16 protein-coding genes are annotated in these 17,985 nt (G+C 35.2%); 9 read left to right on the top strand and 7 right to left on the bottom strand.

What is annotated here, in order from left to right; all coding sequences use genetic code 11:
* Window positions 1-43 precede the first annotated feature (43 nt).
* Complete coding sequence (locus ACAM30_RS09700) at window positions 44-1,390, bottom strand: sigma-54-dependent transcriptional regulator (protein ID WP_369618306.1); 1,347 nt, start codon at window positions 1,388-1,390, stop codon at window positions 44-46.
* A 157-nt stretch (window positions 1,391-1,547) separates the two neighbouring features.
* Here ACAM30_RS09700 and ACAM30_RS09695 point away from each other — a divergent pair, with 157 nt between their 5' ends.
* The 3 genes from ACAM30_RS09695 (at window position 1,548) to ACAM30_RS09685 (ending at window position 6,243) form a co-directional block, all read left to right on the top strand.
* The gene (locus ACAM30_RS09695) at window positions 1,548-2,792 is read left to right on the top strand and encodes an efflux RND transporter periplasmic adaptor subunit (protein WP_369618305.1); all 1,245 of its coding nucleotides are present in this window, start codon (window positions 1,548-1,550) and stop codon (window positions 2,790-2,792) included.
* A 166-nt stretch (window positions 2,793-2,958) separates the two neighbouring features.
* Window positions 2,959-3,666: an ABC transporter ATP-binding protein gene (locus tag ACAM30_RS09690; protein WP_369618304.1), complete on the top strand. Its 708-nt coding sequence runs from the start codon at window positions 2,959-2,961 to the stop codon at window positions 3,664-3,666.
* Window positions 3,667-3,813: 147 nt separating this feature from the next.
* Complete coding sequence (locus ACAM30_RS09685) at window positions 3,814-6,243, top strand: ABC transporter permease (RefSeq protein WP_369618303.1); 2,430 nt, start codon at window positions 3,814-3,816, stop codon at window positions 6,241-6,243.
* A gap of 165 nt (window positions 6,244-6,408) precedes the next feature.
* On the opposite strand, the gene ACAM30_RS09680 is transcribed toward ACAM30_RS09685, so the two are convergent.
* Window positions 6,409-8,028 (bottom strand): murein L,D-transpeptidase, encoded by a 1,620-nt coding sequence (locus ACAM30_RS09680; protein ID WP_369618302.1) that lies wholly within the window; start codon window positions 8,026-8,028, stop codon window positions 6,409-6,411.
* A gap of 417 nt (window positions 8,029-8,445) precedes the next feature.
* Between ACAM30_RS09680 and ACAM30_RS09675 the strand changes: the two genes are divergently transcribed.
* The 4 genes from ACAM30_RS09675 to ACAM30_RS09660 all read left to right on the top strand — a co-directional run bounded on the left by ACAM30_RS09675 (window position 8,446) and on the right by ACAM30_RS09660 (window position 10,983).
* Window positions 8,446-9,576: an Mrp/NBP35 family ATP-binding protein gene (locus ACAM30_RS09675; protein ID WP_017494692.1), complete on the top strand. Its 1,131-nt coding sequence runs from the start codon at window positions 8,446-8,448 to the stop codon at window positions 9,574-9,576.
* 89 nt (window positions 9,577-9,665) lie between these two features.
* Window positions 9,666-9,905: a NifU family protein gene (locus ACAM30_RS09670; RefSeq protein ID WP_017494691.1), complete on the top strand. Its 240-nt coding sequence runs from the start codon at window positions 9,666-9,668 to the stop codon at window positions 9,903-9,905.
* Window positions 9,906-10,123: 218 nt separating this feature from the next.
* On the top strand, window positions 10,124-10,606 hold the full coding sequence (locus ACAM30_RS09665; RefSeq protein WP_369618301.1) for a hypothetical protein: 483 nt from the start codon (window positions 10,124-10,126) through the stop codon (window positions 10,604-10,606).
* A 59-nt stretch (window positions 10,607-10,665) separates the two neighbouring features.
* On the top strand, window positions 10,666-10,983 hold the full coding sequence (locus tag ACAM30_RS09660; RefSeq protein WP_012023404.1) for a 2Fe-2S iron-sulfur cluster-binding protein: 318 nt from the start codon (window positions 10,666-10,668) through the stop codon (window positions 10,981-10,983).
* 95 nt (window positions 10,984-11,078) lie between these two features.
* On the opposite strand, the gene ACAM30_RS09655 is transcribed toward ACAM30_RS09660, so the two are convergent.
* The 4 genes from ACAM30_RS09655 to ACAM30_RS09640 all read right to left on the bottom strand — a co-directional run bounded on the left by ACAM30_RS09655 (window position 11,079) and on the right by ACAM30_RS09640 (window position 15,813).
* Entirely contained in the window at window positions 11,079-11,582 is a 504-nt protein-coding gene (locus tag ACAM30_RS09655; RefSeq protein WP_369618300.1) for an SMI1/KNR4 family protein, read from the bottom strand.
* Window positions 11,583-11,698: 116 nt separating this feature from the next.
* Complete coding sequence (locus ACAM30_RS09650) at window positions 11,699-12,688, bottom strand: aspartate-semialdehyde dehydrogenase (RefSeq protein WP_369618299.1); 990 nt, start codon at window positions 12,686-12,688, stop codon at window positions 11,699-11,701.
* Between the two features lie 167 nt (window positions 12,689-12,855).
* Window positions 12,856-13,272 (bottom strand): large conductance mechanosensitive channel protein MscL, encoded by a 417-nt coding sequence (gene mscL / locus ACAM30_RS09645; protein WP_369618298.1) that lies wholly within the window; start codon window positions 13,270-13,272, stop codon window positions 12,856-12,858.
* A gap of 69 nt (window positions 13,273-13,341) precedes the next feature.
* Window positions 13,342-15,813 (bottom strand): bifunctional UDP-N-acetylmuramoyl-tripeptide:D-alanyl-D-alanine ligase/alanine racemase, encoded by a 2,472-nt coding sequence (locus ACAM30_RS09640; RefSeq protein WP_369618297.1) that lies wholly within the window; start codon window positions 15,811-15,813, stop codon window positions 13,342-13,344.
* A gap of 226 nt (window positions 15,814-16,039) precedes the next feature.
* Between ACAM30_RS09640 and ACAM30_RS09635 the strand changes: the two genes are divergently transcribed.
* The gene (locus tag ACAM30_RS09635) at window positions 16,040-16,645 is read left to right on the top strand and encodes a hypothetical protein (RefSeq protein WP_369618296.1); all 606 of its coding nucleotides are present in this window, start codon (window positions 16,040-16,042) and stop codon (window positions 16,643-16,645) included.
* Here ACAM30_RS09635 and ACAM30_RS09630 read toward each other — a convergent pair.
* Complete coding sequence (locus ACAM30_RS09630; RefSeq protein WP_369618295.1) at window positions 16,640-17,353, bottom strand: porin family protein; 714 nt, start codon at window positions 17,351-17,353, stop codon at window positions 16,640-16,642. The two genes, ACAM30_RS09635 and ACAM30_RS09630, sit on opposite strands and share 6 nt — an antisense overlap.
* Before the next feature lie 221 nt (window positions 17,354-17,574).
* Between ACAM30_RS09630 and ACAM30_RS09625 the strand changes: the two genes are divergently transcribed.
* Window positions 17,575-17,928, top strand: a complete 354-nt coding sequence (locus ACAM30_RS09625) for a hypothetical protein (protein ID WP_369618294.1) — start codon at window positions 17,575-17,577, stop codon at window positions 17,926-17,928.
* The last annotated feature ends 57 nt before the right edge of the window (window positions 17,929-17,985 follow it).

Genomic DNA, 17,985 nt, shown 5'->3' with positions numbered 1-17,985 from the left:
ATCCGATAAAGTCTTTTAAAGTTGTTCGGAACTATTTTTAAGTTTAGCTATTTTTCAGATCGTATTTTTCAATCCTTCTGTACAAAGCTGCCCTTGAAAGCCCAAGTTCTTCGGCTGTTTTGCTGATATTTCCATTATTCTTAAACAATGTTTTTTCGATGGCGTTTCGTTCCATTTCAGACAGTGGATTTTCGTCGTTTTCCTGAAGTTCTTCGAAATCTAAAATATCCAGATTGGTCACCGAAATCGTATGATTATCGGCCAAAATTAAAGCCCGCTCAATCTTATTCTCCAATTCCCGAATGTTTCCTTTCCATGGATATTTTTCTAAATACGGGCCCACATTGTCCTCAAAACACCAATTTTCCTGATTGTATTTTTCTGCAATTTTATCCAGAATAAAATTAGCCATTGGGACAATATCGTCTTTTCGCTCACGCAAAGAAGGCAAATAGATCTCCATGGTGTTGATTCGGTACAGTAAATCTTCCCTAAAAGTTTTATTTTTTACCTCAGCTTTTATATCGGCATTGGTAGCCGCAATAATTCTCACATTCAGTGGTCTCGCTTTGCTTTCACCCAAACGGGTTACGGTTTTGGTTTGTAAAACATGTAACAGCTTAGATTGCAGATGTAATGGAATATTCCCTATCTCATCCAGAAAAATTGTACCGCCCGAAGCCGCTTCAAACCTTCCCGCAGTATCGGTTTTAGCATCTGTAAAAGCACCTTTGGCATATCCAAAAAGCTCACTTTCAAACAAATTATCACTCAGCGAACCCAGATCGACATGGATAAAAGGCTGCTCTTTACGCTCTGAATTCAGATGGATAAACTCCGCAAAAACATACTTTCCAGTTCCGTTTTCACCTAAGATCAAAACGTTAGCATCTGTTCTGGCGACTCTTTCGGCAATGCTATAGGCCTGCTTAATTTTAGGAGAAGTTCCTGTAAAATAACTTTTGGTTGGTTTTTCGACTATTTCTTTTTTGCCATTCTTTCGGCTTTCGATTACGGCCTTATCTATGATTTCAAGCAGTTTTTCGTTGTTCCAGGGTTTCAAAACATAATCAAATGCTCCGATTTTTATTCCTTCAACTGCGGTATCAATTTTACCAAAAGCAGTCATTAATATCACAATGGTTTGTGGCGAAAGTGTTTTAATTTCTTTCAGCCAGTGAATTCCTTCGCGCCCATCTTCAAAACCAATTCGGTAATTCATGTCCAATAAAACCACATTTATTTCATTTTCGTTTAAAATGGAAATGATTTTTTTAGGACTGTTGGTCGTAAAAATGGTTTCAAAATGTTTTTTGAGAATCATTTTTGCCGAAAAAAGAATTTCTTCCTGATCGTCGACAATTAAAATATGGGCTTGTTTCTTTCGCATGCTGTCTTTTTTTGTCCGATTCTGAACGGTCAACTGTTCATTTCCGAACACTTCTTTTTTGAATGGTTTTTAAAGCTTCTTTAAAATCAACACTTTACAGATTATACTTTTTATGGCACAGTATTTACCTATTGATAATCAGTAAATTATTAAAGAAATGGACAAGATAATTCCTCGTAAAAATAGAAAATTTAGATATCTCACAATAGCAATTGGAGTTTTTTTAATTTTAACAACAATTGTATTTTTCTCGTTTAACACCAAAAGAAGTTTAAATGTAAAAGCCGATGAACTGACTGTTCAAAAAGTAGAAAAAGCTTTCTTTGAAGATTTCGTTGTTTTTCAGGCCAAAGTAGAACCTCTTAACGTAATGCTAGTGAATGTTACCGAAGGCGGATCTGTAAAAGAGATTTTTGTAGAGAACGGCGCAATGGTTACCAAAGGTCAGCCCTTAGCGCGTTTGTTCAATCCGAACACAGAACTGAATTATCTGACTCAGGAAACAGCGATTATCGAGCAAATCAATAATCTGAATACAGGAAAACTGAACATCAGAAATCAGGAGCTGACCTTAACTAAAGATCTGGTTTTAATTGAACACGATTACAATGATGCCAAAAGACTGTATGACATGAACGCCAAATTGTTTGAAAAAGATGTTATTTCGAGAAATGACTGGAATAATTTTAAAGAAAGCCTTCGTTTTCAGGACGAGCGCAAAAGAACGATCCAACAAAGTATTCAAAAAGAAAAACAAACCAATCAGCTTCAAATTTCTCAAATCAACCGTTCGATTCAGACTATGGAGAAAAGTCTGGATATTTTACGAAACAATAAAAAGAACTTTTTAATTACAGCACCTGAATCAGGCAGATTAACTTCTTTTCAGCCTGTGTTAGGAAAAACGTTTCAGGCTGGTGAAAGTATCGGAAAAATAGATTCTAAACAAGGTTATAAATTAGCCGCTGATGTAGACGAATTTTATTTGGAAAAAGTACGCGAAGGCTTGAAGGGTCAGGTAGAATTTCAAGGAAAAAATCTGGAAGTTTTAGTCACAAAAGTAATTCCGGAGGTAAAAAACGGGCATTTTAGAGTGGAGCTGGCTTTTATTTCCAAAGAAAATATCACTTTACAGGACGGACTTAGCTTTGGTGTGAAATTGATTCTGTCCGAAAAAAACAAAACACTTGTAGTTTCAAAAGGAAGTTTCAATCAGGAGGCTGCAGGAAAATGGATTTTTGTAATAAAAGGAAATAAAGCGGAAAGAAGAAACATAAAACTAGGCAGAGAAAACCCTTCGTATTATGAAGTTCTCGAAGGTTTAAAAGAAGGTGAATCAGTCATCACTTCATCCTATACCGATTATAAAGACATTGAAGAGTTATCGATTAGTTCGCAGTAATAGTTTTCAGTCGCTGTTTGTAGTCACAGTTCACAGTCACAGTACGCAGTTTTCAGTAACGGTTTTCAGTTTACATTTTACATCTCACATCTCACATCTTACAATTAACATAGTTTCAATCATCAATCAAAAAATAGAATTAACAATCACTAAAATTTCAAAACTTATGATAACCATTCAAAACCTAACCAAAGTTTTCAGAACAGAAGAAGTAGAAACAGCAGCTTTAAGCGGGATTTCTTTAGACATTAAAAAAGGAGATTTTTTAACCATTATGGGACCTTCGGGCTGCGGAAAATCGACTTTACTTAATATCATAGGTCTTCTGGACAGCGCTTCAGGCGGGAGTTACCAATTATTAGATCAGGAAATGATTGGTTTAAAAGAGAAAGGAAGAGCAAATGTCCGAAAAGAAAACATTGGCTTTATTTTCCAGAATTTTAACCTGATCGACGAGCTTTCGGTTTATGACAATATCGAATTGCCTTTGATCTACAACAATGTAAAAGCAGCTGAGAGAAAACAAAAAATTGAAGCTATTGCCGAGAAACTGAATATCTCTCACCGTCTTAAACATTTCCCGCAACAACTTTCGGGGGGACAACAGCAAAGAGTTGCCGTTGCAAGAGCTCTGGTAAACGATCCTAAAATTATTCTGGCCGATGAGCCAACCGGAAATTTAGATAGTAAAAATGGTAATGAGGTAATGGAACTCTTAACCGATTTACACGCTAAAGGAGCTACTATTTTAATGGTTACCCACTCTGATTATGATGCTTCGTTTTCGCAAAGAACGATTCATATGAAAGATGGTGTGGTATTCTCTGAGAAATTCAACCAACGAAATGTTGATATTTTTATGGACGCTAAATAAAAATAAAATGATCAAATTCATCGTAAGTGCAATCATAATCCTGATGGGATTTGTTTGCAAAATATTATCAGGCCTATAACGCCTTACAGATTATAAAACCTGTAGAACTATTTCAAAACCAACCGTAACAACTATAAAAAATAAAACATGATTTTTAACTGGTTTAAGATTTTTATATATCATTTGAAACAAAACAAATTGTTTTCGTTTTTGAATGTCCTGGGATTAAGCATTGGAATCGCCGGAGTGATTTTCGCTATTCTATATTGGAATAACGAAAATGCCTACGATCAATGGAATCCTGAAAAAGACAACGCTTATCAGGTTTTTAATAAAATCGGAGCAACCGGAGATACCTGGGCTTCAAGCAGTGTTCCCTTTGGGAGAACCTGTAAAGCAACCATTCCGGAAATCGAATCGATCTGTTTTTTCAATTCCTGGTATAGCAATGATATGATTAAATATCAGGGGCAAAAATTCTTTCATAAAAAAATTGCCGTTTCAGACAATGGCTTTTTCGACATGTTTCCGCTCCCTATTGTAAAAGGGGCTAAAACCAATATCCTAAAAGAAAAAAACAGTGTTGCAATATCTGAAGAAACAGCAAAGTTACTTTTTAAAAACGACGACCCGATTGGTAAATCGATTACCTATAATTACACAAACTACACGGTAAAATCAGTTTACAAAATCATAGCGCCTTCGGCATTTGAACCTAATTATGTATTTAGCGGAGTTACCCGTGAAGGCGATGAACAAAGCTGGGGTAACTTTAATTATGCTTTGATGATTAAAGTCAAAAAAGGTGTTGATATTGCTACTGTTTTAAAGAAAATGCAGAACGTAAATTACGTTAACCGAACTTTAAAAGATGCTAAAGCCAACGGACAGACTCCGGAACAATATGTTAAAGAAAATGGCGAGATAACGGTATTACTGGACAAATTAAGCGATGCACGTCTGCATGGTATAAAAGCTTCGCAAGGGCCTAGTTATCCTGAAGGAAAAGGAAATCTGCAACTGCTTTATATTATGGTTGGTCTTTCTATTTTGATTCTGATTCTTTCACTGGTAAACTATATCAATTTAGCAACGGCTTCAGCAATAAAACGTGCTAAGGAAGTTGGTGTTCGTAAAATTGTCGGAGCAACTAAAAAGCAAATTGTTCTTCAGTTTATTTTCGAGACAGCTATAATAGTAGTTCTGGCTATTCTTTTTGCTTTGGCAATTGTTGAACTTTCACTACCTTACTACAATACTTTCCTGAAAAAATCTTTAACTATGAACGGCAGTGAATTTTACCTGCAGCTCATTTTTATTTTCGGATTAGTAATCGTTTTGGCTGGAATTTTCCCTGCCATTTACATCTCTAATTTTGAGACTTTAAAAGTACTAAAAGGAAACTTCTCCAGAAGTAAAAGCGGTATTTGGATTCGAAATTCGATGCTTATTTTCCAGTTTGGTATTGCTGCTTTTTTTATCATAGGTGCTTTAATCGTGAATTCTCAGGTGAGTTATATGATGAACAAAGACCTTGGTTTTAGTGGAGATCAGGTTATCAAAATTCCTTTTAATTATCAGGAATACAAAACGAAATTATCCAAATATCAAACCACCAGACAGGAACTTTTAAAAATGTCCGGCGTTGTAGATGTATCCACCTTTGCCGGTTCTTTCGGAAACAGTACAAACTCCAGCTCAGGGCTTACACATAACGGTATTTTTGTACAGCCAAGAAATGTCGAGATGGATTTTGGTTTCCTGAACATGATGAAAATTAAAGTTGTTCAGGGAAGGGATTTATCTCCAAAATTTGCTTCGGATACCATTGACAATTGGTTAGTAAACGAAACTCTTGTTAAAACACTAGGGCTTAAGAAACCACTCAATACGGTTATAACATCGGGCTGGGGGAACGAAAAAGGCAACATGAAATTTAAAATCGTGGGCATTGTAAAAGATTTTCATATCACAGGTTTACAGGACAAAGTTCCTCCAATGGTTTTTATCAATCTTAAAACTCTGAAGTGGAATAATTTTGACAATATTTATGTAAAAGTTTCCCCGAATAATCTGTCCGAAACCTTAGCAAAACTAGACAAATACTGGACGAAAAACATCAATCAGGATTATCCTTTTGAATACGAATTTGTCGATAAAGGTTTTGCGAGAACCTATCAGGAACAGGTCAAACAGAAGAATTTATTTTTCATTTTAAACCTTGTGGTCATTATCATCGCCATTTTCGGATTGTTTGCTTTAGCATCTTTTTCAATGGAGCGAAGACTGAAAGAAATTGCAATAAGAAAAACATTGGGCGCCGAAACAGATGCTTTATTAAAAGAATTATCCAAGCAATACGTTGGTTTTTGTTTACTGGGATTTGTGATTGGAATTATTCCGGCATACATTTTGCTTCAAAAATGGCTGGAAAACTTTGCCTTCAGAATTGGAGTTTCGGTAATTCCATTCAGTATCGCCTTAGCTTCTCTGTTAGGTTTAACACTTATCATCGTTTTAGCAAAAGCGTATCAGGTTACTAAGATTGATATCTTAAAATATTTAAAATACGAATAATACCGATTGTATATCCAATATAGTCCAATTGCATTGTACTATTTTCATATTACATCGGCATTATATCAGAAAATATTAGACTAAAATGTAAGTAAATTTGATATAAACTTGTAGACCATTTTTTTTAAAACCCGCCATATCATATTGATCTGACGGGTTTCTTTTTTATTTCGAAACAACTGAATCGGAATACAATAATTTATCCAGTTGTTTATCTCTGTCGTAAACATCAGGATAAAAACCAATTTCTCCGTCATCATTTACCCAGGCGGTAAAGTATCCGATATAAATTGGGATTTTGGTTTTCAGCATACAAGTCGTTTCTTTTTCACCGCTCATTGCCTTATCTATTTTATCCACTGGCCAATCCGGATTATCTTTCAAAATAGCCAAAGCCAATGATTTTGCTTCTTTAACATTAATACAGCCGTGGCTGAAAATACGCTTTTCAAAATCAAACAAACTTTTCGCAGGAGTATCGTGCAGGTAAATATCGTTTGGATTTGGAAACATGAATTTAACTAATCCCAAAGAATTTTTAGGCCCCGGTTTTTGTCTTACATTCCCTCCGTTCCATTCCATATTATGATCTGCCAGATAGTTTTTATCTTCTGCCATTTTCAGTTTCAGCTCATTTTTGATGATACTCTGCGGAACATACCAATACGGGCTAAATACAATTCGATCCATATTACCGCTAAAAATTACAGTCTCGGTCATTCGGGTTCCTACAAAAACATCCGAAACAAGTTCATATTTTCCATCTTTAACATAAATCAGTCTAAAGGATGGAATGTTGACCATTATATACTCGCTGGCCTTTGCTAATGAAGCCGGTATCCATCGGCAGCGTTCCATATTTAACATGATCGTTTTAATACGATTGCCAATAGGTTCATTCATCTGATTGATATGATCACGGGTTAAAGTATAATTCAGTTTAAGTCCGTACCTTTTTTTATACTTTAAAATTCCGGCCATCATCTCTTCATCGTACACATCTCTTTTGGAATCTTGCGCCAAATCTCCCACCACAAACAATCGCTGCCTAATTTGCCTGATGGCAACACCACTATCAAAAGGCTTTAGGTCTTTATAATTGATGCTGTCAATATCAATTTTTGTCCATTGATTGTTTTTCTCGATGTTTCTGTATCGTTTCAATACCGATTTAAGTTTGTAGTATTGTCCAAACAAAAGATTTTCGTCTTTATTCAGTCGATCCGGATCAACCATAAGGGAATCCAGTATTTTTGAGTAAGAAATAGTTTTTGCAGGAAGAAACCATCCAATTTTTTTTAGTGTCGCCGGATCAACTCCCGAATAAACATTACTTGCGTAAAAAACATACATATTAGACAACAATAGTTCTGTCTCAATTTGAGGGAGATCATTTGTTACATTCTCATTAAAAACATCATCTACCAGATTCATATAAGGCATTGAGGCCTTAATTCCCTGCTCATTGAGCAAGCGCACTTTCTGATACAACAACGCACCAAATTCACTCACACTTTTTTCATCGTACCAAATCATTTTGTATTCCTTTTTCTTATACAGGTCCAAAACGTCATTCTGGTATTTTTTTAATTTGGGGTATTTTTTGTAAAACTGACTGATTGCTGCCGCATCAACAGCAATTTTGAAAAGGTACCTATTCGATGCAGAAACATTATCAAACTTTTTGAATTTGTGGCTTACATCACTCTCTTTAGCGGAAGATCCGAAAGAAAACAGCAAAAAACTAACGGCAATAATTACAGATGAAGAAGTAAAATTTCGCATATTTTTCAGATTTAAATTTTAAGATTAAATTCTATTCAGAAAATACCGGAAACCTATAATTGTCCCCAAAGACAAATTCTCGTATATTTTTCAGAATATTTGGAAATCGCAAATTTAGGGTACTCAAATATAGCTAAGATTATTGATATTTTAACGATCTTATTCTTAAATTTATTCTGTTTTCCTGTTACGTTTTTTAAGATTCTTAACTTATAAACAAAGTAAAGTTTATCTTTTTTCAGATTTTGAAATCAAAAACAGCTTATAAGAATCATTTTGAGCAATCTCAATATCAATAAATACAATTTAAAAAGGGTTTGAATCCGAACATAATCTGTTATCTTTGCAGTCTGAAACCGGTTTAAATAAATACAATACTTTAAATCGATTTCGATCAATCGAAAATAGTCCATTAAAATGAAATTAGACAGAAAAGAAATTCTTAAAGCTCTAGAAACAATTACTATAGCGGGAGAAGGAAAAAATATGGTTGAAAGCGGCGCTGTTGCCAATGTCATTACTTTTGGTGATGAAGTTGTGGTAGACTTAGTGTTGCATACACCCGCAATGCACATCAAAAAAAGAGCGGAAGATGATATCAAAAAAACAATCCATGAATTGGTATCTCCTGAAGCTAAAATCAAAGTAAATATCAAAGTAGAAACTCCGGAAAAAAACGAAATTAAAGGTCGTGCTATCCCTGGAATTAAAAATATTATTGCAGTTGCTTCCGGTAAGGGAGGAGTTGGAAAATCGACTGTTACCGCAAATCTTGCTGTAACACTTGCCAAAATGGGCTTTTCAGTTGGTGTTCTTGATGCCGATATCTATGGACCATCGATGCCAATTATGTTTGACGTTGAAAACGAAAAACCGGTTTCGATTACTGTTGACGGAAAATCAAAAATGAAACCTATCGAAAGCTATGAAATCAAAATACTTTCTATCGGTTTCTTTACCGCGCCAAGTCAGGCTGTGATCTGGAGAGGTCCAATGGCTGCAAAAGCACTAAATCAAATGATTTTTGATGCTGATTGGGGAGAATTAGATTTTATGTTAATCGATTTACCTCCGGGAACAGGAGATATTCACCTTTCGATCATGCAATCATTGCCAATTACAGGAGCAGTAGTAGTAAGTACTCCTCAGGCCGTAGCTTTAGCCGATGCTAAAAAAGGAGTAGCGATGTTCATGCAGGACAACATTAATGTACCTGTTTTGGGAATCATAGAAAATATGGCTTATTTCACACCCGAAGAATTACCTGACAATAAATATTATATCTTTGGACAAGAAGGAGCAAAAAATCTTGCCGAAGACTTAAACGTTCCTTTTTTAGGAGAAGTTCCAATTGTACAATCTATTCGTGAAGCTGGTGACTACGGTCGTCCGGCTGCTTTGCAGACTGCTTCGGTAATCGAAACCGTTTTTGAAGGAATCACACGAAATGTTGTACAGGAAACTGTAAACAGAAACGATAGTTTACCTGCAACTGAAGCCATAAAAATTACAACTATGGCAGGATGTTCAGCCGTTAAAAAAAATTAATATAATAAGATAATGAGAAAGTTAGATAATTAGATAATGCACACAATTGTCTAATTATCTAATTGACCAATTTTCTAATTGATAAAATTATGACAACAGAAGAATTAACAAGCAACGTATTATTAGCTCTTGACGAAATCAGACCTTTTTTAAATTCTGACGGAGGAGACATCACGCTTATTTCTATAGAAGATGACAAACATGTTAAAGTTCGTCTTGAAGGAGCATGTATCAGCTGTAGTGTAAATCAAATGACGCTAAAAGCGGGAGTTGAGACCACTATAAAAAAATATGCGCCACAAATAGAAACGGTGGTTAATATCATGTAATAAAAAAGGCTATTTTTCTCAGCAATTCGATTTCTTCGATTTAACAAGAATACTAGCACTTTACGCTGTTAAATTTATAATTTCACAAAAAAACAATACTAAATAAACGAGTTATTGCATTTTTAGCAAAATATAATACAAATATTTAAGAGTTTTAGTTAAGGAATTGTCACTTATTTAATTAAATTTGTCACATAACCAACCAAATCTTAAATCTTATGAAAAAGTTTTACTCTCTATTTTTATTATTATTTTGTGTTTCTGTAAATTATGCGCAACAAACCACTCAAACGTTAGTTGTTGACAAAGCCTGGCTAAATGATTCTGAAGAATGGTCGGATTTTAAGTACACAGGTCAGATTGTATTTTCGACTAATGCCAACGAAGAAGAAGGAAGTCTAAGAATTGGAAACTATGATTTTCTATATGACATTTGTGGCGGAAAAGCAAAGTTTGCCAACAAAGCAACTTATAGTGTTGCACAATTCTCTCACCCAAGAAAAGTATCTGTTACCACAGACAAACAGGGAGTAATGAATTCAACTTACGAAGGAACTTTGGTTTTTCAATCTGATAAAGATTATTATTCTGTAATTGCTATCGTAACAATACTAGAGAAAAACGGAAATACTCTTGGAGTAAAAATGCATCTTAAAGAAGGCAGCAAAAAAGAATACGCATTTAGTATCAAAAACAGTTAATATAATTAAGGATTTTTTCACGTTATAAAATCCGAACCAGTAAAATTCCACTAATTAAAATGGATGTATTAATAAAGATTAAAGATCGAGAAGGAGTTATACACGAATTACAGGCTCCGACTGATATGGCAATGAACATAATGGAGTTATGCAAAGCATACGAACTTCCTGTTGAAGGAACTTGCGGAGGAATGGCGATGTGTGCCTCTTGCCAGTGTTACGTTCTTAATGATGTTGCATTACCGGAAATGGGAGATGAAGAAGAAGCTATGCTTTCGGAAGCGTTTTATGTTAAATCTAATAGCCGTTTAGGTTGTCAGATCCCTATTACTGAAGAATTAGAAGGCCTTGAATTAGAACTGGCCCCGGAATATTAAAAAAAAGCGAGAACTAAAAAATTCTCGCTTTTTTTATGGCTGTCAATTAACTAAATCCGACAGGTTTTTGAAACCTGTCGGATTTGTTTATCCAGTTATCCTGCAATTTCTCCCGGATTAAATGGCTCGAAATTTCTTTCCGAAAATGCTTCTGTCAGGATTCCTGACGAACACAACCAGGTTATCGCTTCTTCAAGTGTAGTCCCCGCCTTATAGATCATTTCACTATATCTTGGCAATACAAAGTATTCATTTTTTAAAAGAATAATCTCATCACCGTCGTACGTATCCCCGATTCTTACAGAATTCAAAACTTCTTCTTTCGTAAGTACATCTTTTCCTTCATCCCAGAACCAATACTCCATTATGCGATTTCTCCACTCATCGAGCGTCAGCATTATGGTTTCGGGAAGATAAATCCGTACATAAGTTCCCCCAAGGATTCCACTTCCAAATTCTGAAACATACGCTTTGTAATCTTCGTCGAAAAGAATGTTTAGGGTTTTCTCACAAGCCAAAATCTCTTCTTCATCTGCTACAAACAAATCTGTTTTATGGGTATTGTAATTGGCTATTATTTTATAATTATCAAAATTCATATCATTAATTTTTAGAACAGCTAATTTATGATTTTTAAATTTATACATCAAAAAAACCGCAACTGCATTGCTGCAATTACGGCCTTCTCTTTATAACAATTTAATTTAATCTCTGTTTATACCAAACCTGCTGCGATTAAATACTCGGCGATTTGAATGGTGTTGGTAGCAGCTCCTTTTCTAAGGTTATCGGCAACAATCCATAGGTTTAAAGTATTTGGCTGGCTTTCGTCACGACGAATTCTACCTACAAAAACTTCGTTTTTACCTTCTGCAAATAATGGCATTGGGTACGTAAAGGTATCTAAGTTATCCTGAACTACTACCCCATCTGTATGGTGCAAAATTTCGCGAACTTCATTTACGTCAAAATCATTGGCAAACTCAACGTTTACAGCCTCACTGTGTCCGCCAACAACCGGTACACGAACTGCTGTCGCCGTTACTCTGATCGTATTATCACCAAGAATCTTTTGAGTCTCACGAACCAGTTTCATTTCTTCTTTAGTGTATCCGTTTTCCTCAAAACTATCGCAATGTGGAATAGCATTTCTGTGAATTTGATATTTATAAGCCAATTCACCCTGAACTCCGGCATACTCATTTTCTAACTGTCTTACCGCTTTCACACCCGTTCCGGTGATCGATTGATAGGTTGAAACAATAATTCTCTTAATATTGTACTTTCTGTGCAATGGAGCCAAAGTCAACACCATTTGGATAGTTGAACAGTTTGGGTTTGCAATAATTTTATCTTCTTTGGTTAAAGTTGAAGCGTTGATTTCAGGAACCACTAATTTTTTAGTCGGATCCATTCTCCATGCTGATGAATTGTCAATTACAGTTGTTCCTGCTGCAGCGAATTTTGGAGCCCATTCCAATGAAGTTTCACCTCCTGCCGAAAAAACGGCAATATCAGCTTTCATATCCACTGCTGTCTGCAGTCCTACCACTTTGTATTTTGTTCCTTTATATTCAATTTCTTTTCCTACTGATTTCTCAGAAGCTACCGGAATTAACTCTGTAACAGGAAAATTTCTTTCTGCTAAAACTTTAAGCATTACTTCGCCAACCATACCAGTGGCACCTACGACTGCTATTCTCATTTTTATATGTTTAGTATGAATTAATTTATTTTGTTATGCAAAAGTATACATAATAAAAGTCAAAACAACGTCATTCACAAAAAATAACAAAATGTTACAAAACAAACAAATGATAAAAAAAACCGCCCCAATTAAGGAACGGTTTAGTTAGACTTAGTGTAGCGGAATTATTTTTTAAGCAAATCTCTAATTTGCGTAAGTAACTCTTCTTGAGTCGGTCCGGCAGGTGCTGCCTCAACTACCGGTTCTTTTTTCTTCGCTTTATCTGCAGCTCTTAATACTACAAATACAAAAAATGATATAATTACAAAGTTAATGATTGCCTGAACCAAATTTCCATAGGTAATTACTGCGGCTCCTGCGGCTTTAGCAGCGGCTAAATTTGGATAACTATTACCATCGAGTGTAACAAATTTTTGAGTAAAATCAATTCCTCCCGTAAGTAAACCAACAACTGGCATAATAATATCGTCTACAGCAGAACCCACTATTTTTCCAAATGCACCACCAATAACAACTGCTGTTGCTAAACTCAACACATCACCTTTCAGCAAAGAAGCTTTAAAATCTGCAAAAAATCCCATAATCGATTATTTTAGTTTATACTTAATTGATTTTCGAAAATACATAATTTTATTGACAATTTGTTAAAACTATCTAAAAAACACTCTTTTTACGCGCTGTGATATGCTGGTCATGATTTCGTACGGTATTGTTTTTAAAGCAGTTGCCATTTCAATAACTGTAGGACTTTCTCCAAAAACAATTACCGAGTCACCTTCCTTACAATCGATCTCGCTGACATCGACCATGAGCATGTCCATACAAACACTTCCTAAAATGAACGCTTTTTCGTCCTTAATCACCACATACCCTACTTTATTTCCCCACAAACGCGAAATTCCATCTGCATATCCAATAGGTATGGTAGCCACTCTGGTTTCTTTATCTGCCATAAAACGGCGTCCATAACCAACACTGTCTCCCGCGGGAATGGTTCGCACCTGAGAAATAATCGATTTTAAAGTCCCTACATTTTCCAGATATTTTTGCTCAGCAGGATCGTTCGAAACTCCGTATAAACCAATTCCTAAACGTACCATGTTGTATTGTGCATCCGGAAAATTACTTATTCCGGAAGTATTGAGAATATGACGAATCGGATTAATATCCAAAGCCGTGGTCAATTTTAAGGATAGATTTTCAAACAGACGAATCTGAGATTTCACAAAATCAAAATGCTTTACTTCGTCACTTGTAGCTAAATGTGACAGTACGCTTTTTACTTTTACGGTCGAATTTCCTCTGAGCGTTTCAATCAGTTCCTCCAGTGTGTTTTCTTCAAAGCCCAAACGATGCATTCCGGTATCCAGTTTTATGTGAATTGGAAAATCTTTAAGGTTCTTTTCCCTTGCGATTTTTAAAAATGCTTTTAATCCTTTGATACTATATATCTCGGGTTCTAAATGATACTGTATAATCGAAGGAAAACTGGTCGATTCCGGATTCAGAACCATAATAGGCAGTTTGATTCCACCATTTTTTAGAGAGATTCCTTCATCGGCGAAAGCCACACCCAAATAATCTACTTTATGATGCTCTAATAATTTGGCAATCTCCAAACCTCCATTACCATAACCAAAGGCTTTCACCATGACCATTAGCTTAACGTTAGCTGCTAATTTTGATTTATAGTAATTCAGATTGTGACTAATCGAATTCAAGTTGATCTCCAGAATCGTTTCATGCGTTTTTTCTTCGAGTAGCGATACAATTTCTTCAAACTGAAACGATCTCGCTCCTTTGATTAAAATGGCTTCATTTTCGAAATTCAAACCTTCAATCTGCGTAATAAATTCAGCTGTGTTTGGAAAAGTAATACAGTTTGAGAATTTGGCGGCAAAAGAGGAAATAGTTTCTCCTATTCCAATGACACGGTTTATTTTATTATCGGAAATTAACTGTGCTACTTTGGTATACAATTCTTCGTTTGAAAATCCGCTTTGAAAAATATCCGACAGAATAACTGTTTTTGAGGCGTTCTTTTTCTGCTGGCTTTCTAAGAAATCCAACGCTATTCTGAGTGACTGAAAGTCTGAACTGTAACTGTCGTCAATAATACTGCAATTGTTGATTCCGTTTTTTACCTCCAGACGCATTTGCACAGGGTATAAGTTTTGAAATCGATTCTGAATGGTTTCGGCATCGTACTTCATATACAGTAAAACCGACAGACAGGAGATCGCATTTTCTATAGAAGCCGAATCACTAAAAGGAATTTCCAAATCAAAAATTTCATTTTTATAACGGGCCTGAATACTGGTCGTCTCGTCCTCATTAATACGTTTCACAACAAAAACATCAGCCGATTCATCAGTGAAACTCCATGAAAAAAGTACTCGTTCTGGTAAAAAATAGTCCAGGCTTAACTTCGCAAGGCGTTCATCTACAAGTTTGTTGTTCTGATAAATAATAACCGTCGAATTTTTAAAAAGCAGTAACTTTTCGTCTATTTTCTCTTCCAAATTTTTAAACCCTTCATCATGTGCCGAACCAATACTGGTTAAAACTCCAATATTAGGCTTAATGATTCTTTCGAGTTTCACCATTTCGTTAACCGTAGATATTCCGGCTTCGAAAATTCCCAGATTGTGTTTTTCGTTAATGGCAATTACAGATAACGGCACACCAACCTGAGAGTTATAACTTTTAGGGCTTCGGATAATATTATAGTCCGGACTCAACAGGAAATTAAGCCATTCTTTTACTATCGTTTTACCGTTACTTCCGGTCAATCCGATAATAGGGAATTGAAACAAATCTCTATAATAGCCCGCAAATTCCTGTAAAGCCTGTAGTGTATTTTTGACCACCAAAAAACTGGCTTTTCCTTTTACATCTTCAGGAATATGCTGTACTACAAAATTCTGAACTCCTTTTTCTATCAATTCTGCAATATACAAATGAGCATCATTATTAATCCCCGAAAGGGCAATAAACAAAGTTTTGGAACCGTTTTGTAGAGAACGGCTGTCGATCGAAATATGGTCGACAAAAACATCAGAATCTGAACCTGTCCATTCGGCATTAAGAACCGGGATAAGGCTTTTTACATTTATGCTCATTAAGATTTTCTTTTTGTCAAATTTAAAAAAAGGTTTACCATGAATTTCACAAATTTTCACTAATTCTTTGTGGTACTTTTTACCACAAATTAAAAATAATTTGCATCGATTAATAAAATAAAGTTTGCCGTGAATTATACGAATTTTAACTCATGCTAATTCACACGATTCGTAGCAAAAAACCATTATTTGTTTATATTTGCTTAACACCACTAAATACAACGTTTTGAAAAGAATCCTGCCTATATTCTCCTATATCTTTCATCCGATTTTTATATCGATGTACGCCACCTTATTTTATCTTTTCTTCAAGCATGATCTCTTTAGTACTCAGGAAAAATATTATGTGCTGCTTCAAATCCTGATCATCACCATTTTAGTACCTATACTGTTTTATCTTTTACTTCGTTCGACGGGGCATGTGAACTCTATTATGATTCACGAAACTTCGCAACGCAAAATCCCTCTGATTTTACAATGTTTTCTCTATATTTTACTGGTAAAACGAAGCATCATCATTAGCCGTTATCCTGAATTGCATTTCTTTTTTCTGGGAGCTTTGTTCAGTACCATTCTGGCCCTGATTTGCTCATTGTTCAAAATAAAAGCGAGCTTACACATGATGGCTCTTAGCGGATTCACCATTTTTGTAATTGGACTGAACACACATCTTCAGCTGCAAAATCCTTATTGGAGTGCTTTCCTGATTTTAATGACGGGAGTTGTTGCTTCATCTCGATTAGAAATGGAGGCTCATTCACCTAATGAATTAGTGATCGGAACTTTTATTGGAATTTTACCGCAGTTATTATTTCTGTATTTGTGGCTATAAAATGTAGAAAATCAATCCCGCATTTAGCGTTCTTACATTAATGTTTTGCCCTGAAACCGTTGTTACATTTTTAAACAAAGGATTTAGTCCATAATTAAGGTATAGATTCCAGGTGTTATATCCAACGGCCAGATATACGCTATACTGAAGTTTATTTATATCAGGATTGTTCGAAATTTTTTGGGACTCTTCTCCGGTGTCTAAAAGAGACTTATTCGAGAAAACATAGCTTAGTTTAAATCCTCCATAAATCCTCCAGAATCTATAACTTTCGTAGGTTGAATTTCTCCAACGAAATTCTATAGGAAGATCAACCATGTACTGTTTGTATCGGTTTGATTTGATATCATTGTAATCCGTTACTTCATACGTCAACTCACCATCTGGTCCTTTAGCAATAGTCAGGTTCTGGTTGTAATTTTGATAACTCAAACCCAAACCTGTTGCAATAGCAACCGTTCTGCTTTTATTGATTGGCATATCACGCAGAAAGCCTGCGGAAAGTCCGACAGAGAATTTATTTTGTTTAAGTCCTTGGGGAATCTGGGTTAGAAGATTATAGGTAACCGAGAAATAAAACTGATCTTCCCGATACAATGAATCGATTTTAACAACAGGCTTCACTTCCGGTTTGACCTCCGGCTTTACTTCCTGTGCAAAAGAATTAAAAAACGACACTAAAAACAAACAGCTAAATAGTAATCGCATACGGTATTTTGGTTTTAAAGGGTTTCTCAAGTAAACGTTTTTTAGGGTAGTTTTATTTCACTTACAAATATAATATAATGCCAGTTCAGGATACCATTTGAATGTAATTATTCGCTTTTCGATCCAAAAAAAATGCCTTTTCTAAACTTTTTTCAATGAATCGCTAACAGAATCTAAAAAATAAATCTATTTTTCTTCTATCTTTTATACCTTTGTGTGTGATGAAAAGAAAACAGCTCATATTAAGTGTTTCTTTGGTTCTGATGATATTGTTTTCAATATTCTTTCAGTCCATACACAGCTATGAGCATGTTGTAAAGCAGCTTTCAGAAAAACAATGCCACCACGATTACAATGATCCAAGTGGCGAAATAACGCACCAGCACCATAATTATGACTTATGTTATGTTTGTCATTTTGCTTTTGGCAGTTATATTGTTCCGGAAGAAATTACACTTCAGTTTCACGATTTCGATAACGAAATTCCGTACTTCTTTACTCTTTCCGAAAGCTTATTTTCGTTCTCAGGAAGTGCCTATTTACTAAGGGGACCTCCCCAGGCTATAGTTGCCTAAATTTCGAAATACACGAAATAAATTTAAACTCTTTTTAATCTAATTCTAAAAAATTGG

This window comes from Flavobacterium sp. CFS9 (genome assembly GCF_041154745.1).
GTDB lineage: Bacteria > Bacteroidota > Bacteroidia > Flavobacteriales > Flavobacteriaceae > Flavobacterium.
This window is presented reverse-complemented; position numbering and strand designations above follow the sequence as displayed.

Bases quoted from the DNA above. Each gene is read 5' to 3' on its own strand.
- ACAM30_RS09655 (WP_369618300.1), bottom strand. From the start codon at position 11,582: ATGAATTTTGATAATTATAAAATAATAGCCAATTACAATACCCATAAA.
- ACAM30_RS09660 (WP_012023404.1), top strand. From the start codon at position 10,666: ATGGATGTATTAATAAAGATTAAAGATCGAGAAGGAGTTATACACGAA.
- ACAM30_RS09690 (WP_369618304.1), top strand. From the start codon at position 2,959: ATGATAACCATTCAAAACCTAACCAAAGTTTTCAGAACAGAAGAAGTA.
- ACAM30_RS09650 (WP_369618299.1), bottom strand. From the start codon at position 12,688: ATGAGAATAGCAGTCGTAGGTGCCACTGGTATGGTTGGCGAAGTAATG.
- ACAM30_RS09680 (WP_369618302.1), bottom strand. From the start codon at position 8,028: ATGCGAAATTTTACTTCTTCATCTGTAATTATTGCCGTTAGTTTTTTG.
- ACAM30_RS09695 (WP_369618305.1), top strand. From the start codon at position 1,548: ATGGACAAGATAATTCCTCGTAAAAATAGAAAATTTAGATATCTCACA.
- ACAM30_RS09640 (WP_369618297.1), bottom strand. From the start codon at position 15,813: ATGAGCATAAATGTAAAAAGCCTTATCCCGGTTCTTAATGCCGAATGG.
- ACAM30_RS09700 (WP_369618306.1), bottom strand. From the start codon at position 1,390: ATGCGAAAGAAACAAGCCCATATTTTAATTGTCGACGATCAGGAAGAA.
- ACAM30_RS09670 (WP_017494691.1), top strand. From the start codon at position 9,666: ATGACAACAGAAGAATTAACAAGCAACGTATTATTAGCTCTTGACGAA.
- mscL (WP_369618298.1), bottom strand. From the start codon at position 13,272: ATGGGATTTTTTGCAGATTTTAAAGCTTCTTTGCTGAAAGGTGATGTG.
- ACAM30_RS09685 (WP_369618303.1), top strand. From the start codon at position 3,814: ATGATTTTTAACTGGTTTAAGATTTTTATATATCATTTGAAACAAAAC.
- ACAM30_RS09675 (WP_017494692.1), top strand. From the start codon at position 8,446: ATGAAATTAGACAGAAAAGAAATTCTTAAAGCTCTAGAAACAATTACT.
- ACAM30_RS09665 (WP_369618301.1), top strand. From the start codon at position 10,124: ATGAAAAAGTTTTACTCTCTATTTTTATTATTATTTTGTGTTTCTGTA.
- ACAM30_RS09630 (WP_369618295.1), bottom strand. From the start codon at position 17,353: ATGCGATTACTATTTAGCTGTTTGTTTTTAGTGTCGTTTTTTAATTCT.
- ACAM30_RS09625 (WP_369618294.1), top strand. From the start codon at position 17,575: ATGAAAAGAAAACAGCTCATATTAAGTGTTTCTTTGGTTCTGATGATA.